Below are 16,948 nucleotides of genomic sequence, written 5' to 3' on the forward strand. Positions count from 1 at the left end.
GCCTTCGCGGACGGCCACGCAGTCTCCAGCCCGGCGCCCGCCAGTGCCGCGGTCAGCTTCTGCCACACCAGCCGGTACCCAACCTCCGGAAACAGGCACATCGCGAGCAGGAAGTAGACCCCGACCCGCGTGGGCAGGTCCCGTAACCGGCGCTGCACGCACCGGGTCTCATCCAGGACGGCATCGACGAGGTCGAACGGCACGACCTGGGTCAACTCGCCCAGATGGCCAGGCCCGAACCGGCCTGCAGCCACCGTGAGTTCTCGAGAGAACGTCGTCAGACCGGGCGACAGGGCACAATGACATGCGGGCAACGGGACTCCTCGGCGATCAGCAGTCTTGGCGGACTATCCGATCAACGTCGATCCCGTTGCCCACGTTGCGCTCGAAGCCGAAACCCCTTGCCACCAGCGCAAATCCGTTAACTACCCGGCCTTGGATCTTGGAGGTGGTGGTGGGACGTCGACCGAGTGTGTTCGTCCGGCCGGTCACGATGGACGAGGGCCGGAGGCTGCAGCGGATCAGCCGCACCGCGAAGGAGCCGGTCAGGCTCCGCCGGGCGATTGTGGTGCTGATGTCCGCCCAGGGCCGGACGGTCAAGGACATCACCACGCTGATGCAGGTTGGTGAGGACTACGTCCGTGAGGTCATCCACGCCTTCAACGAGCGGGGGTTCGACGCGCTGGACCCAAAATGGAGCAGGGGACGCCCCAAGACGATCAATAAAGAGGTGCGCGAGCACATCTGCCTGATCGCACGGACGTCCCCCGTTGATTGGAAGATCACCGCGTTCTCCACCTGGAGCCTGAGCAAGCTCGCCGAGCACCTGATCCTGCAGAAGGTGACCGCGGCCATCAGCCGGGAGACCCTGCGCCGGATCCTGCACGCCGGCAAGGTCTCCTGGAAGACCACCACCACCTGGAAGGCGTCCACCGACCCGGAGTTCATCGCCAAGATGCACCGGGTCCTGGCGCTCTACGACACCCCGCCGGCGGACGGGCGGGTGATATGCGTCGACGAGTTCGGGCCGCTGAACCTGATGCCGCGCAAGGGCAAGGCGTGGGGTCCGGTGCGGCGTCCGCGCAGGCTGCGGGCCACCTACAACCGTCACCACGGTGTCAGGCACATGCTCGCCGCCCTCGATCTGGCCACCGGCAAGCTGTACTACCGCATCCGTCCGCGCAAGCGCTGGCGGGAGTTCCTCAGCCTCCTCAAGGCCCTGCGCGCCCGCTGGCCCGGGGAGAAGCTGTATGTGGTGCTGGACAACTTCTCCCCGCACAAGCACGTCAAGGTCCGCGCCTGGACGGCCGACCACCAGGTCGAGCTGGTCTTCCTGCCGACCTACGGATCCTGGCTGAACTGGATCGAGGCCGAGTTCGCAGCCCTGCGCTACTTCGCACTCAACGGCACCGACCATCGCAGCCACGACGAGCAGAACGCCGCCATCGCCGCCTATGTGCGCTGGCGCAACTCTCACACGGAACCGAAGACCAACTTCGCCCCTGACTCACCGATCCGCCAGTGGACCCAATACCCGGCCAAGGCTGCGTGACGAGCCACTAGCTGTCGGGCTTGGCGAAGGTGAGGACGCCGCCGTGCCGGCGGGGCCGCCCGCCCTTCGGGCCGGAGCGGGTCGGGCCCGGGTCGCGGAGCATGACCCGGTCCGAGCGCAGGCGCCCGATCAGCACGACCGGCAGGTCGGCCAGGGCGTGGGAGAGGTAGGTGACGTCGTAGCCGGCGTCCATCACGATGAGGATCTCCGGGTCGCCCTGCCGCCAGTGCCCGGCTTGCTTCAACCGCTCGATGACGTCGCGCAGTTGGGTGGCGGTGACGAGCGTTGCGTCGTCGGCGGGTCCCAGGCGCACGGCGTCCAGCAGCGCGACCCAGGAGGTGCGGCCGGATTCCAGGGCGGCGACGAAGGAGTACGGCCAGCCCGGCACGAACTGGTCCGTCTTGCGGTCGCCACGTCCATAGACGTGGCAGAACAGCCGGTCGTCGCTGGTCGGGGCATCGGGGCGGAGCCAGTTGCTCACGTCCACGGCCAGCACGATCCGCCCGTCACCGGCCTTTGGCAGCGGCAGGCCGGCAGCGTGCGGCGCAACCGCGTCGGTTCCAGCCAGCCGCGGTCCAAAGCCGCGTACAGCGCGCCGTGCCCGCGCCGGTGCTCGACCGCCAGCGACAGCTCGACCAGGGTCTTCACCGGCCCGTCCGCGCACAACACCGCGTCCGTGAGTTCGAAGAGCGCGTCCTGGCGAGCGTAGAGGCATTCATAGAACTCAACCCGAAAGCGGGACAACACGTCCAACGCCTCGCCTGCGGGCGAATCGACAGACAGACTCATACGCAGCGGCCGTTCTCTTGTACTTCGTGACTCAACATCTCGAAGCGTGGAGAACGGCCGTCTCCGCTGTCCCGGGAAGAACCGCAGATCAGCAGGTCGAGTGACCTGCGACGTTAAACGTCAAGCTACGAGTACCTCGACGTCGAGGAAGTGCTGGAAGCAGATGGCGATGCCTTCGTCGCGGGCGGCCGTGGTGTCGTGCATCTGTCCGGGCCACAGGGCATCGGTCCATAACGTGCGGCGTTGCCCGTCGGCGACGACGGTGGCCTTCATCGTTGTTCTCTTCTTCATGCCGGAGACACCGAATGGAATGACGGCATGCGAGATACGCCCGGTACTGCCACCGCACTCCGATATGCGGCAGGTCCCGACCACCGTCCCCCGCGCGACGCGGCGCCCGCACGATCGCCTCGGCTTCGGTTCTGCGGCATGGCCTCGTGCAAGATCCCCTCCAGGACCACCGCGACGCCGGCCGCGATTCTCTGAAGCACCGGATGTCCTCGCGGCCGATCCGACGCCGGTCGTGGGCGGAGTTGCCGTGCTTCCCCGCCCACGAGGGTGGTTATCGTCCGGCCTGCAAGGCTGCCCAGGTCTGCGGGCCGACGTCGCCGTCGACGCCGAGGCTGCGGGTGGTCTGGTAGTCGCGCACGGCTTGTTCGGTGTTGGGGCCGAAGTCGCCGTCGATGCCCACGGTGCGGCCGAGTGCCGCGGTCAGTGCTCGCTGCAGTCGGCTGACGTCCGCGCCGGTCGACCCGTTCTGCAGCGCCGGTGTCGAGCCGTACGACAGCAGGGCCGTCCAGGTCCTGGGGCCGATGTCACCGTCGGCCGTGAGGCCCCGGGCGGACTGGAAGGCCTTCGTCGCCGTTTCGGTGTTGGGCCCGAAGTCGCCGTCCGGTTCTCCCGGATTGTGTCCGGCGGCGATCAGCCGGCATTGCGCCGCCTTGACCAGACTGCCGGTGGATCCCTGCTGGATGAGGGGGTACGCAGTGAAGTCGAGGTTGACGCCGCTGCAGGTGGGCGCTGGTGTGCCGCCGCAGTTGTTGCTGGTGACGTTCCGCCAGGTCTGGCCGTTGGCCTGGCCGTACTCGACGCCGTTGAACCAGGGGCGGATCCGTTCGGAGGTGGAGTTGCCCCAGGTGGCGGATCCGTTGTTGTCGGCGTCGTAGGCGAGCTCGAAGTGCAGGTGCGGGTGGTTGTTCGAGGTAGGCCCCGTCCTGCCGACCCGGCCGATCAGCTGGCCGCGCTGCACCGTCTGGCCGACGCTGACATCGCGGCTCTGCAGGTGCAGGTATGTGGTGAAGTAGCGCTGCCCGTGGTTGATCTGGATCACGTTGCCGGCGTTGGAGTGGTAGAAGGACTGCCGGACCGTGCCGGAGGCCGGAGCCAGCACCGGTGCTCCTTCGGTGCCGACCTGGTTGGGCTCGCGGACCATGTCGAGCGCGGGTGCGTGTGCCCAGGTGTCGAGTCGCCACTGCTGGCCGCAGGTGAAGGGCAGTTGGAAGGCGATGGGCGGGGCCGCCGCGGCGGCCGGCGCCGCGGCCTGCCAGGGCAGGACGACGAGGGCGGCAACAGCCACGAGCAGTCTGCCGAGCAGCCCTGGGCTGAGCGTGCGGATGAGGGATATCAACGTGTCTCCTTCTTTGGTGCCGAGTTCATGCGTGTCTGGGGCGGGGTGTGCGGGCGGCGATGGGACGGCAGGTGCCCTTCCGCTGTGGCTGGGCGCTGCGGGACGGCCGCGTTCGGTCGCGGTGTGTCCCCCGCACGGCGGTCACGATGAGGGCCGAGGTGGGGGCAGCCATCTACGGCCCTCGTCGTGAGCTCGCCGGCGGGGGAGCGACCGGTGCGCTGAGCGTGCCCTGCGTCGGTATAGCCCGGGTATTTCCGAAGGTCACCCGGCCGCCCTGGGCGGTGGTGCCAGGCACGGACCGCTTACAGGGGGGGGAGCACGCCGCGCCGGCGGCGTGCCCGGGTCAGGGCTGCGGGCAGAGCGCGCCGGTGTCCTGGCCGGGGAGGTGGCGGTCGAGTTGCGCCGCGGTGGGCGGTGGGGCGGTGGCTCGGCAGATGCGCCGGATGGCTTCGGTCGCGGTCAGCGGCCAGTGGATGATGCGCTGGTCGGCTCCCGCGGACAGCAGGGTTCCGTCCGGGGTGAACGCCAAGCCCTGCACGTCTGCCGAGTGGCCGGTGAGGGTGGCGATGCGCCGGTGGGTTCGTACATCCCAGACGACGATGGTGTGATCCTCACCTGCCGAGGCGAGGAGGCGTCCGTCCCTGCTGAAGGCGAGCGTGCCGACCGCTGCGGTGTGGCCGGTCAGTGTGCCCCGGCTTTTCCATGTCCGGGTCGACCACAGGCGCACCGTGTGGTCCGAGCCGGCGGTGGCGATCAGATCGCCCGCCGGAGTGGCCGCGATGTCCTGCGTGGACCCCTGCGTGGCCGGGAAGGCCTTCACCAGCCGGTCGTCGGCGGTGCTCCACACGGCGATGCCGCCGGCCGGTGTGCTCGCGACGAGGAGGCCGCCCCGAGCGGGGTAGGCCATGGCGGTCGAGGTGCGCGGGCCGGCCGGCGCCGGCAGTGGACGGGGGTGTGCCGGGTCGCTGACCCTCCAGCGGAACGTTCCTCCCAGGGACATCACGGTGACCGTGCTGCCGTCCGGGCTGAAGGCGACGTCCGTGCCGGTGCCTATACCGGTGAAGGCGATGGTGGTGTAGCGCCGCCCGGTCGACGGGTTCCACAGAGTCAGGGTGTGGTCGCGCGTCACGGCCGCCAGCACCGTGGCGTCCGGGTTGAACGCGACTGCCTTGACATGGTCGGAGTGTCCGCCCAGCAGCCGTTCGGCAGCACCGGAGGCATTCCAGATCCGTACGGACCTGTCGTCGCCGGCGGAGGCGACGAGCCGGCCGTCGGGGCTGACGTCCACGTCGTTCACGGCGCCGCCGTGACCGCTGAAGGGAAGGGCCGTCCGGCGCACCACGATGGTGCGTCCCAGGCCGCCCGAGACCACCGTGCTCGCGTCCGGTGCCAGGTCCAGAGCCATGGTCTCCGAGCGGTAGCGGTCGGCGTGGCGGGCGATCTGCTCGCGGCGCTGGTAGTCCCAGATCGAGATCATGCCCTCTTCGTCGGCGATCGCGATCCGATCACCGACCGGCGCGGAGATCATCCAGGGGAAGGCCGTCTGCACCGGGAGGTCGGCGAACTGGCGGGCCGAGCGGCCGGTCAGCCGCCAGAACCTGATGCCGTGTTCTTCGGAGGCCGTGGCCAGGACATCGGATGTGGAGCCGAACCGGGCCACCTGGGCGCCTTCGGTGTTCAGCTCGAAGCGACGGCGACCGGTTTCGATGTCCCAGACGGCCACCGTCCCATCGGTACGGGTGACGGCGAGCGAGCGCTGATCGCCGGCCAGGCTGAGTGCCGCGGGCATACCGGTGGGCAGGAACACGGCCTTGCCACCGCCCAGCGTGGCTACCCGTGTGCCCTCGCCCGTGCCGTAGGCCACGACCGTGCCGTCGGCGCTGAAGGCCAGACCGTTGCTGAGGTCGCCGGACACGACCTGCTTGAACAGCACCTTCCTCGACCGGACCTCCCGCACGACGACCGAGCCTCCGGTCGGCTGCTTCGGATTGTTCAACCGGGCCAGGGACGCCAGCCGGGTACCGTCGGCGTTGAAGGCCGCCCTCAGCGCGAAGAACCCCTGGGGGAGCGGCTTGACGACATGCTCGGTGAAGGAGGCCAGCCTCCTGCGTCGTTTCGGATCCCACAGCTCCACGGTGCCGTCGCTGGTGGCCGCGGCCACCAACGAGCCGTGAGGGGACAGGGCCAGGCCGAACGACGCGGGCCCGTTCGTGTTGAGTACGACGCTGGGCTGCGCGGACGCCGACGTACTGATCACCGCGCCCAGGGTGTCGGCGTCGGGATGCAGCCGATAGGCGGCCAGGGCGAGGGACCGGGCGACGTCCGGGTCGGTGGCGACCAGCGAGCGCGACGTGAGCGCGGCCTGATGGGCCAGGACGGTCAGGTGCTCGCGCTGTGCCACCTGCCGCTGCTGCCAGGCGGCACCGCCCCCGGTCACGGTCGCCGCCAGCAGCACCGCCAGCACCATCGCCAGGACCCTCAGCCGGCGGACCCGGCGCCGCGCCGCAGCGAGTTCGGACTCGGCCAGCTCCTCGCTGGCGTCGAGGAACTCACGCTCCAGAAGGTTCAGCTCCGAGCGGTGCGGGCGCGCCTCGGCCAGCCCGGAGCCCCGATAGAGCCCTCCGGCGTCCCGCCCCGACTGCTGCCAGACTCGGGCCGCGGCGGTGAGCCGCTGCCGTACGACCAGGCGCCGGCGGTCCTCGCTCAGCCAGGCCCGCAGCCTGGGCCACGCCACGATGAGCGCCTCATGGGCGATCTCCACCCGATCCTCGTCCACGACCACCAGGCGCGCCGCCACCAGCTCGTCGACCACATCCGCGACCGCCGCGGCCGGGCCCATCCCGTCGAGTTCGGTTTGCGGGACCCGCCGCCGACTGTCCCGCACCCCGTCCTCGTCCAGGCTGATCAACCGCTGCATGAGCCGGCGCACCAGGTCCTGCTCGGCGGGTTCGAGCTCGGCGTAGACGTGCTCGGCGGTCTGGGCGATCGCACCGTGCATCCCGCCCCCTGCCTGGTACGCCGCGAGGGTCAGGGTGCGGCCGGCCCGGTTGCGCCAGGCCTCCCGCAGCGCGTGGGACACCAACGGGAGTGCGGCGGCAGCGCCGGAGGCCTCCGCCACCACGGTGGCCAGCAGATCGGCGTCGACCGAGCAGCCCTCAAGATCCGCCGGCCGGACGATCAGCTCTCGCAGTTCCGCGGCCGACGGCGGACCGACCAGCAGCTGCGCCTCGCTCATCAGCGCCGGCGCCAGCTCGCTCAGCCCGGTCATCTGGACGAAGAAGTCCGCACGGACACTGAGCACGACCTTCGTTCCGGCATGGGACGCCGCTAACAGCCCGGCGACGAATTCCTCCCGTACCGTGGGATCGGAGCACACGGTGAACAATTCCTCGAACTGATCGACCACCAGCAGCACCTGACCGGCGGGCCGGTCGTGCTCGGCGAGCGCGGCCGCCAGCTGTTTCACCGGCTGGTCGGTCGGCGTCATCATGACGGGCTGCCACCGAGCGGTCGTATCCCGCCGGATCCGGCCCAGTAGGCCCGCCGCCAGCAGCGAGGTCTTCCCCGATCCCGACGCGCCGAACACGACGACCACGGGGAAGCGTTCCACGCGCTCCCACAGCAGCCCGCACAGCCGGTCGCGGCCGAAGAACCGGTCGTGATCCGAGGAGGTGAACGCCGGCAGGCCCCGGTAGGGGTTGGCCCCGACCGGCACCAGTGCCGCGACGGGGACCGGAGAGGGCATGAGGCCCTCATCGCCGCGGAGCATCGACTGGTGCAGGCGCTGCAGACCCGGGCCGGGCTCGACGCCCAGTTCGGTCCCGTACAGCGTATGGGTCCGCCGGTAGAGCTCGAACGCCTCGGCCTGTCTGCCCGAGCGATACAGGGCCGTCATGAGCTGGCCGCGGAGCGACTCCCGAAAGGGATGCCGGGGCAGCAGCTCCGTCAGCTCCACGACCACCTCGGCATGCCTGCCGAGGGCCAGACCGCAATCGGCCCACCGCTCATGCACGGCAAGACGCAGCTCCTCCAGCCGGGCCGCCCGGGTCGCGACGGCTTCGGTATCCAGGAACTCCGCGAACGCAGGCCCGTTCCAGCACCGCAGCGCCTCACCGTGCAACTCCTGCGCGCCCGCTGTCTCACCCTGTCGCAGGGCCTCCTCCGCCTGGAGGGCCAGCCGTTCGAACCGCGTGGCGTCCAGCGCATCACCCGCCACCACGCGATAGCCGTCGCCCTGCCGTTCGATGCGCTCCGGGCCCAGGGCCTTGCGCAGTAGATGGACGTACAGCTGCAGGTTCTTACGCGCCGAGCGCGGCGGTCGCTCGCCCCACAGTGCGGTCATCAGGAGCTCCGAAGGCACGGGCCGGTCGGGCCTGCTCAGCAGGACCGCGAGCAGCAGACGCACCTTGGGCGATCCGATGTCGATCGGCAAGCCCCCGCGACGGACCGCCAGATCCCCCAGAATCCCCAACTCCACTCGGCCGCCCCCCAAGGCTGCACGGATCAACGCTGGCGGCCCGAAGGTACACCAGCCCTCCGACGCAGACCCGCGCCGGCCCGCCCAACCCACGCATGACGCCCCACTGACGTGGATCAGCGGACTGCCGCCTGGTGCGGCCTCCCGGGCCGGCACCCCCTGGCCGCATGCCCCAAAGATCCGCGATGCGCCGCCGGCCGAAGCCACGCCCGATCACCTGCCGCACGCATCCCCATCAGGACTTATACGGGTCCTATACCGCGTCTCACAACGATCGCTTCCCGTACCGGGCCCACCGGCTCCTGGGCCCCTCCGATCAAGGAAGGAACGGGTGCGCCCATCCAGAACGACGCCGACCAGTCCAACAGGCACCCCCCGCCGTGGAGATGACGTCGGAGTCGTAGAGAACGCGAAAGGACACAGCGTGAAGCTCGGGTTCAGCTCGGGAAGCGATCAGAACACCCATCAGCGGACCACTGGGAAGGCAGGACAGCACATGCGTACAAGGCTCGCGGCAGTCGCAGGAGTGGCCGCCATGACCGCCACGCTCGGACTGGTCGGCGCGTCCCCCTCGGCCGCCGGCCCCAACTGCGCCCTCGGCAACCACTGCGTCTTCTACACCGACATCAACTCCGCACGGCAGTCCTTCTTCAACTCCGATCCGGACTTCTCCAACGACACCTTCGACGAATACAACGTGAGCGGGAACGGTCTCAACCACCCGGTCAACAACAACGTCTACTCGGCCAGCAATTCAAGCACCGGGAACTACGAGAGCCACTACTGGGACAACACCAACGGAACGGGCTTCCTGTTCTGCCTGAACCCCGGTCACTACGTCAACTCCGCCTCCACCGTCGACCAGCCGGGCACGCAGAGCGGCGATCCGCTGCCCTCCGGCCTCCGGGACCGGGCCAGCCGGCTGACGCTCCCGGGCCGGACGTCGACCGACTGCTTCTGACCTCGGTGAACGGCGGGCCCGGCGCAAACCGGGCCCGCACGTTCCGGACCTCGACAGGATTCACATGGCACTGAGCTTCCACGGCACTCGCCGGCACATCGCCGCCTGCGTCCTGACCGCCACGGTGGGCGCAACGATCTGGGCGCTCGCCGACGCGAGGGCCCAAAACCCCGAACCCCGGCCCCATCGTCCGCTGTCCCCGGCCGCACTGGCCGAACAAGGCTTGCGTCCGCCGATCTACACCCGGCTCTACGCCTGGACCCAGAGCGGCGAACAGATCGCGACCGCCCAGCAACAGGTCCTCGTCGCCTGCATGGCCGAGCGCGGATTCACCCTCAAGCCCGCTCCCGTGGCGAAGGCGGGTGACGCGGCGGTGTCCCGCCCGACTCCGTTCGGTCTCGAGACCCTCGAAGAAATCGGGGCGGACAGCCAGACGCAGGCGCCACCGGAGCAGCCGCAAGGAGAGGCCTTCAACCGCGCCCTCTACGGCAAACCCGGAAACGAGATCTCCGTCAAGGGCAAGCTGCTCAAGGTGACCATGCCGGCGAGCGGCTGCCAGGCCGAGGCGGAGAAGCACATGCTGGGCGACGGCCGGGTGCGGTGGACGGAACTGCGGATGCAGCTCAACGAAGGGGAGCAGACAGCGTTCAAGTGGCTCAAGCACGACTCCCTCTTCCGCAAGGCGAACGAGAGCTGGCGGCAGTGCATGCTCACCAACCGCGTCCAGGCCAAAGACCCCCTCGACCTGATCAGAGCCTTGCCGCCCGACGCGGACATCCGCACCCACCCCGCAACCAAGGCGGACGTCCACTGCAAGCAGGACACCGGATACCTGCGCACCGCCTACGCCAGACTCGCCGTGATGCAGCAGCGCTGGCTCGACGATCACCCCGACGTGCTCAAGGACCGCACCGCGCTGCGGGACAGGCAGCTGAGAATCGCCCGCCAGGTCCTCCAGGGGCAGACCGGCTGAGCACCCCGGCGCACCCGATCTGCCCCGGCCCGGCGGCACCGGGTGCTCACGGCTGGGTGTGGTAGCGGAGGTAGACCACGCCGCTGGTAAGCCGGCGTTCGTCCAGGAGCTCGAAGCGGAGCCGGGCCCCGTCGGGGAGGAAGGGCTTGCCGCCGCCCAGCACGGCGGGGCCGACGAACAGGTGGTACTCGTCCACCAGCCCTGCGGCGATCGCGTGGGCGGCGAGGGCGGCCCCGCCGACGGTGAGGTCACGTTCGGAAGATGCCTTCAGCCGCCGAACCGCCTCGGGGTCGAAGTCCCGTTCGATCCGGGTCCGGGTGGTGGAGGCCGACTCCAGCGTCCTGGAGTACACGACCTTGTCGGCCGCCTGCCAGATCTCCGCGAACTCCCGCGCCCCGGGCGACTGGCCCGCGATGGACGGGTCGGTCTCCCAGACAGCCATCATGTCGTACAGCCGGCGCCCGTACAGGTAGGTCCCGACCGGCCGCAGCACGTCGTTGATGAAGGAGTAGTACTCCTCGTCCGGTACCGCCCAGTCGAAATTGCCGTCCGCGTCGGCGATGTAGCCGTCCAGGGACACATTGAACATGTAGATCAACTTGGCCATGCGAGCCTTCTCCCAGGTCGGGGCTACGTGTGTGTCCCGCAGCACACTAGCCCGCGCCTGTGACAATGCCCGGCGAACGGCACGGTCATCGCTGCGAAGGGCTGCGTCTGGGACTGCCGCGGCTCCGGCGGTTCCGCCCGGCCCGTTCGCGGACCCGGCCGCGCAGCCGGTGGTGCAGCTCGGTGACCAACGCGCCGTCGCGCCAACGGCGGAGTGAAGTAGGCCGCCGACGAGGTGCCCGTGGCCCGGGTCCTTTTCCGACGGCCCCTTCCCGAACGGTGCGGGCTAGTTTCCCAGCACACCGCTCTCCAGTGATCTTTTCCGGGTGGATGAGGTCGCTCGTCCCGCGTGGATGTCCTCGTGGCAAGGCCGGCAGACGACCAGGGTCTTACGTCGTCTCATTGCCATCAACATCACCCACACGGGGCGCTCGGCTCGGCCCTGTTGCTTGAGATCGGCGAGTTTCCGGATGTGATGGACCTCAATCCGGTTCGTTGATCCGCATATCTCGCAGCAGTCCGCGAGGAGCCGCTTCACCAACTCGGTGGTGCTGATGTGGTTGGGTTTCAACGGCTCTCGGTCGGCCATTACCGCTGTGCGCTGCCGTTTGAGCGGGATGCCGCCGAAGCGGGCAACCAGCGCCTTCTTCTCATCTCCGCGCTCGACGATGACTTCAAAGCATTTTCGAGGGCCGTCCGGGGTGTCGATGGTCGCCTTGTACTTGCGGGCCATCTTCGTGACGGTCGATCTGTGCTTCGACGCCAGTGTCTTGAGCATGGACGTCTCCATCACCCATTGCAGGCGGTTCAGGCGGGCGACGTCCTGGGCGAGAAGGTAGTACTGCACGAGTCCCCGGTACTCGGCTTGGTATGTCGCCACGATTGAAAAATCGCTGTCGTGGAGAAGCACACCACGGAGTTTCGGTTTCCCGCCACCCATGTAGGAGGCACAACGCTGCCGGATCACCTCGCGTGGCACGAAAAGCCCGATGGCACCGTTGACGGAGCGTCGTGGTCCCGTGAGCTTCGTGTCGCATCGCTGGGCCTTCACCTCGTAGCCGAGGAAGCGCGCCGCCTGGCTGGTGGCGTGCGTGACCAGGGTCTTGGATTCGGAGAGTTCCAGCCGGAGTTCATCCAGAAGGAATGCTGTGATCCGCGCCTTGATCTCCTCGGCTTCGTGCTTGGGCCCAGCGAAACCGAGCAGCCAGTCGTCGGCATACCTGACATACCGTAGGCGCCGAAAGCCTGGATCGTAGGGGTCTTTGCTCGGCAGGCTCCGCATTTGGAGCCGGAGTTGCCGTACTGCGGCGCGATCTCCGCGCCGCTTCGCCCAGTACATCCGGCTGTCGAGCCGATGGTACTCGGGATGATGCCGTCGTTTTCTGCCGCGGTTGTATTCCGGCAGCAGCTTCTGCTCAATGAACTGATCGAGCCTGTCAAGATAGATGTTGGAGAGGACGGGCGATGCCACACCGCCTTGGGGAGCCCCACTCAGTGTGGCGTTCCACCGCCAGTCTTCCAGGTATCCGGCCCTGAGCATGGCCCGGATCAGCCGCAGGAACCGGCCATCGTGGATCTTCTCCCCGAGGATCGTGAGCATGACCTCGTGGTCCAGGCTGCCGAAGCAGTCGGAGATGTCTCCCTCGATGAACCAGCGCGTTCCGGTCCAGTACTTCACCACGTCCTGCAACGCGGTGTGACAGCCCCTCTTGGGGCGGAACCCGTGAGAGCGATCGGAGAATTGGACGTCGTAGTACGCCTCCAATAACAGACGTACGACCTCGGCGACCAGTTTGTCCGACCACGTCGGCAGGCCAAGCGGGCGCTTCTTCTTCGCACCGCCTTTCTTGTCAATGTAGACCCGCTTGACGGGCGTCCATCGATAAGACTCCGACCGCAGCGTGCCGATGATCGTATTAATCTTCGCCCGTGACATGCCGTCCACGGTCTCACCGGTGACCCCGGGCGTCATCGCACCGGAATTCCGGTAGATGCGCCCGTAGGCCATCAGAAAGAGCTGCGGATTGAACAGCTGCCGGTAGATTCTTTCCAACGGCAGGCTTCGCCTGCCGCGTTCCCGGATGACGTCCAGCACCGTTTCGGCGCTCTGCATTGCGCATACCTCCCCTTATCGAGCACGACGTAGGCCGCCCACTCATCTCCTTGACCGCCCTCACTGGGCGACGCCCCTCTCCTTGGAGGTTGCCGTCCGAACCCGTTCTTCAGAGCCCGGCAAGGAAAGGGCACCGGTTTCAGGTATCGTTCCGGTGAGTTTCTATTTTTGCCGCTGGAGATTGGGCTTCAAGCAATCCAGCCTTGGCCATATCGCGCGGGTCTTGCGGCTCTCCGCCCTGGATACCTCCAGGCGGCCACCGCTTTCCTGACATGCTGTTGTCCCCTTCGGCTTTCGCCTCCAGGTAAGTCAGGCGACCCAGAAACATTCCTCCAAGTTCCTCCCGAGTGAGTCGGGGATACAACGAAGCGCCTCACGGCGCACAGAAGGCATACACCTGGTCCCACGCCGGGAAATCTGCGGGCATCGCCCGCCACTTGATGCCGTTGTCGACCAGATAGAACACCGCATCCAGCATCCAATGCCACGAAGTTAAGGCCCTGTTGGCGGTGTCAAGGCATCAGGGAGAGTGATCTTGTAGGTGCTCGGCGCGGTGCGGATGAGACGGCCGTTGCGGGCCCAGTAGCAGAGTTGCGCGGTGAGGCTACTGAGGGCGCGCCCCGAGGTGGGGAGCCCGAGATGTTGTGCAATGTCCCGAGTGTGCATGGCCTGGTTGGAGTTCGCGGCCAAGAGCTGGCAGACCTGGCCCCAACGGCCGGAGAGGGCCCGGCTCGGGTCCTGCGTGCTGGGCAGGGCTGGAGGGTGCACGGTGATCTCGATGGCGGTGATCGGGGTGCTGGCGCGTGGACGGCCGTCGCGGTTCCAGATGTTGTAGCGGGAGGTTCCGCACTTGACGATGCGGGCGGACAGTCGCATCCGGCGCCCCGGCAGCAGCGCGTGTAGAACGCGGGCGCCGATGTGTCCCACCAGGTCGGAACGGCTGATCGGCCCTGAGGCCGCGGTCGTTCCGGCCAGGCTGACCACCGTGTCGCGGGCGGCTTCCAGAGCGACGGTGAAACCGGCCCGGTCGGGATCGCAGCCGGGCAGGGTCTCCACCGCGGTCACCATGACCGAGCGCAGGGCCTGGTAGAGGGTGAGCAGTCCCCACATCTCCTGGTTGAGGCCCACCGGGTCCTTCGAACGTAGGACTCGGCCTTTGAGCAGGGTGTGACGGAGCGCCAGGTAGGTGATCTCGATCTCCCAGCGCTCGTGGTAAAGACGCACCAGGTGATCGGCCGGATCGGTGCGGTGATCGTTGAGCGTGGTCAGCAGGCGGTAGGTCCCGCCGAAGTCGCCGCCGTCAGCGGTGTGGGAGTGGATCTCGGCCTCGATCACCCGCAACGGGAGGTCCCCGATCCGGGTCAGGTAGGAGCCGTCGGGCAGCAGCGCCAGCACCGGCGGTCGTCGGGTGCTGGTGGCGCGAATCAAGAACTGCGCCCCCTGAGCTGCGATATCTGCGAGCAGTCTGTTGCTGTCGAAGGCGCGGTCCGCCAGAAGGAGCATGTCCGGAGTCAGGTGGCTGACCAGGTCGTGGGCGTAGTCGGTCTCGCCCTTGGAGGCAGGACCGAAGACCGCTGCGATCAGGCCGCGGGTGCCTGTTTCGCACAGGGTCATGAGCATCAGCCGGGGGTGGCCGGTCGGGCCGTAGCGGCGTTCGGTGCGGCCGAGCCAGGACCGGTTGCGCTCGTGGTCGGGGACGGACAGGCTCCCGCAACCGTCGAAGGCGACCGTGCGCCAGCGGCGGTAACGCACTCCGGGCGTGGACGGCTGGGCCAGCGGGCCGGCCAGCACGTCGAACAGCCGCTTGAGCGGGGCCACCCCGACCCGCCGACGCAGATCGCGAAGTGCCTTCTCCGAGGGCTGCGGCACCCGGGCGCCCAGTCCGGCCCCGAGTTTGCCCCACACCAGTCCGGTGCCCAGATACTCGAACAGCCCGAGCGCGAGCACGAAGTACACCCCGACGCGAGAGGGAAGGCTCCGAAGTCGTCGCTCGCGAGCCCCGCTCTCGTCCAGTACCGCATCGACCAATTCGGGCGGGATGACCTGCGTTAACTCACCGATATGACCGGGCGCGAACACGTCATCGGTTCCGCCCATGACAGACTTGGCCACTGGGCCTCTACTCTCTCAGGAAGATCTTGGTCGATCCCCTGGATAGCAGAGGCCCCTTCCGTCTCCCGCCACGCTTGACACCGCCAACAGGGCCTTAACTTCGTGGCATTGATCCAGCATCTGGCGGTGGCAGTAGCCCTCGGGCTGCCCGCCCCGGCCCTCCAGCCAGGACGGCGTGGGCAGCAACGGCCGGATGGCCGCCCATTCCGCGTCCGTCATGTCCGACGGATACTGGCGTTCCCGGTCGGGATGATCGGCAGCATTGCCGTACCCATGCGCGAGGGAATCACACGATGGGGCAGCCGAGTTGAACTGAACGGGCTCGGACGCGTACAACAACGACACCAGACACCTCACGCGGCTAAGTGTCAAGCTGCGGCGACAAGTTGGGGCGGGAACGCGGTCTGTTCGTCGAACAGTTCGTGTCTCTGAAGGCAGTGGTAGAGCTGGCCGATCATGCGGTTGAAGAGGTTGCGCTGGGCAGATGCGTGCCAGTCCCCGTGTTCGTCGCGCCGTCGCCGGTAGTGCGCTTTGGCACCGGGGTGAGGCGGTGATGGCGGAGAGCGCCCAGAGGTAGCCGACGTGGTTGAGCCGGTCGTTCTTCACCCACCGGCGGGTGATGCTCGACTTCTTGCCGGAGGCCCGGGTGATGGGCGAGGAGCCCGCATGTGCCTTGAGGCCGCGGGCCGGCGAAGCGGGTGGGGTCGTCCCCGATTTCGGCGAGGAGTCGGGCGCCGAGCCGGTCGACCAGAGCGCCCGAGCTGAGCGTTCCGATGGTGGACGCCACGCCCCATACGAACAGCAGGGCCGCAAGGGTGGTGCCGCTGCCGCCGGTGGCGCGGTCCAGGCTCTCCGCAATGAAGGCGTAGACGGTGTACAGGCCAGTGAAGACGAGGAGGGTCGTCAGCAGGGTCATGCCGATGCGGCGATCGCCGAGCGGGGCGAGGCGGGCGCGCAGCGGGACCAGCGGGGGGTTGGGGATCTTGGGCAGCAGCAAGGCGATTCCCGCGGCGGCGAGCACGCCGAGGGCGGAGACGAACAGCATGGTGGCACGCCAGTTGCCGGTGACGCTGCCGATCGCCGTGCCGATGGGAGCGCCGAGCGCGGTCGCCGCGCTGAGGCCGGCCATGACGGTGGAGATGGCGCGTCCCCGGCGTTCCGGCGGTGCGAGTGCGGCGGCCGCGGCGACGGCGGCGGGACTGACCATGGCGCCGCCGAGCCCGGCGACCGCCCGCGCGGCCAGGGCCACACCGAAGACGGGGACGAGGGCCGTCAGGAGGTTGCCCACAACGAAGATGCCGAGCCCAGGAACAGCGTGCGGCGCGGCCAGCGTGTGGTGAGCGCTGCCATGACAGGGCCGAGGACGGCGTAGGCGAAGGCGTAGGCGGTGATCAGCCATCCCGCGGCGCCGACGTCGACGCTGAGGGAGTGTGCCGCGTCCGGCAGGATGCCGGCGATGACAAAGCTGTCGGTGCCGATGGCGAACAGTGCAGCGGTCAGTACGAGCAGCGATCGGTACACGTCGGAGGAACCTCCAGTGGGTGCAACAGGATCTGTTGCAAATTGTTTCGAAGTGAAGCATGTAAGGGGGTTCGGTCTACCGGAGGGCGTTTTCCTCTGCTCCGAGAACCGCCACGCCGGGAAGTGACTATCGGGTACGGACTCCCCCAGATAGCAGAAGAGATAGGCAAGCCATATAGGAGCATATGCTCCTATATGGCGGGATTGCAAGACGAGC

9 protein-coding genes and 6 pseudogenes are annotated in these 16,948 nt (G+C 68.2%); 3 read left to right on the top strand and 12 right to left on the bottom strand.

Annotated features, from left to right (window positions below; all coding sequences use genetic code 11):
* Positions 1–293 (bottom strand): transposase domain-containing protein (locus ACWCP0_RS08180; RefSeq protein WP_451078289.1); only part of this gene is annotated, 293 nt, incomplete at its 3' end.
* A 161-nt stretch (positions 294–454) separates the two neighbouring features.
* Between ACWCP0_RS08180 and ACWCP0_RS08185 the strand changes: the two genes are divergently transcribed.
* Positions 455–1,552, top strand: a complete 1,098-nt coding sequence (locus ACWCP0_RS08185) for an IS630 family transposase (protein WP_451078058.1) — start codon at positions 455–457, stop codon at positions 1,550–1,552.
* Between the two features lie 10 nt (positions 1,553–1,562).
* On the opposite strand, the pseudogene ACWCP0_RS08190 reads toward ACWCP0_RS08185, so the two are convergent.
* From ACWCP0_RS08190 to ACWCP0_RS08210, 5 genes and pseudogenes are all read right to left on the bottom strand, one after another.
* Positions 1,563–2,341 (bottom strand): annotated as a pseudogene (locus tag ACWCP0_RS08190) (transposase); the annotation flags it as partial.
* 126 nt (positions 2,342–2,467) lie between these two features.
* Positions 2,468–2,641: pseudogene (locus tag ACWCP0_RS08195) on the bottom strand (transposase family protein); the annotation flags it as partial.
* A 262-nt stretch (positions 2,642–2,903) separates the two neighbouring features.
* A pseudogene (locus ACWCP0_RS08200) lies at positions 2,904–3,371 on the bottom strand (peptidoglycan-binding domain-containing protein); the annotation flags it as partial.
* Positions 3,372–3,512: 141 nt separating this feature from the next.
* Positions 3,513–3,773, bottom strand: a pseudogene (locus ACWCP0_RS08205) (M23 family metallopeptidase); the annotation flags it as partial.
* A 538-nt stretch (positions 3,774–4,311) separates the two neighbouring features.
* Positions 4,312–8,400 carry an nSTAND1 domain-containing NTPase gene (locus ACWCP0_RS08210; RefSeq protein ID WP_451078059.1) on the bottom strand — a complete coding sequence of 1,363 codons (4,089 nt, stop codon included), beginning with the start codon at positions 8,398–8,400 and terminating at the stop codon, positions 4,312–4,314.
* A 580-nt stretch (positions 8,401–8,980) separates the two neighbouring features.
* On the opposite strand from ACWCP0_RS08210, the gene ACWCP0_RS08215 reads away from it, so the two are divergent.
* Together ACWCP0_RS08215 and ACWCP0_RS08220 are read left to right on the top strand one after the other, a co-directional pair.
* Positions 8,981–9,406, top strand: coding sequence for a hypothetical protein (locus ACWCP0_RS08215; RefSeq protein ID WP_451078060.1), 426 nt, complete (start codon positions 8,981–8,983; stop codon positions 9,404–9,406).
* Between the two features lie 64 nt (positions 9,407–9,470).
* Positions 9,471–10,379, top strand: coding sequence for a hypothetical protein (locus tag ACWCP0_RS08220; RefSeq protein ID WP_451078061.1), 909 nt, complete (start codon positions 9,471–9,473; stop codon positions 10,377–10,379).
* Positions 10,380–10,425: 46 nt separating this feature from the next.
* On the opposite strand, the gene ACWCP0_RS08225 is transcribed toward ACWCP0_RS08220, so the two are convergent.
* The 6 genes and pseudogenes from ACWCP0_RS08225 to ACWCP0_RS08250 all read right to left on the bottom strand — a co-directional run.
* The gene (locus ACWCP0_RS08225) at positions 10,426–10,986 is read right to left on the bottom strand and encodes a dihydrofolate reductase family protein (RefSeq protein ID WP_351237169.1); all 561 of its coding nucleotides are present in this window, start codon (positions 10,984–10,986) and stop codon (positions 10,426–10,428) included.
* Positions 10,987–11,271: 285 nt separating this feature from the next.
* Complete coding sequence (locus tag ACWCP0_RS08230) at positions 11,272–13,098, bottom strand: reverse transcriptase domain-containing protein (RefSeq protein ID WP_451078062.1); 1,827 nt, start codon at positions 13,096–13,098, stop codon at positions 11,272–11,274.
* 373 nt (positions 13,099–13,471) lie between these two features.
* A complete protein-coding gene (locus ACWCP0_RS08235; RefSeq protein WP_451078063.1) occupies positions 13,472–13,564 on the bottom strand; it encodes a hypothetical protein in 93 nt (30 codons plus the stop codon).
* 26 nt (positions 13,565–13,590) lie between these two features.
* The gene (locus ACWCP0_RS08240) at positions 13,591–15,195 is read right to left on the bottom strand and encodes an IS4 family transposase (protein WP_451078290.1); all 1,605 of its coding nucleotides are present in this window, start codon (positions 15,193–15,195) and stop codon (positions 13,591–13,593) included.
* Positions 15,196–15,578: 383 nt separating this feature from the next.
* Positions 15,579–15,976 (bottom strand): annotated as a pseudogene (locus tag ACWCP0_RS08245) (transposase); the annotation flags it as partial.
* Positions 15,977–15,997: 21 nt separating this feature from the next.
* Positions 15,998–16,731: pseudogene (locus ACWCP0_RS08250) on the bottom strand (MFS transporter); the annotation flags it as partial.
* Positions 16,732–16,948: the final 217 nt, after the last annotated feature.

This window comes from Streptomyces sp. NPDC001970 (genome assembly GCF_053594115.1).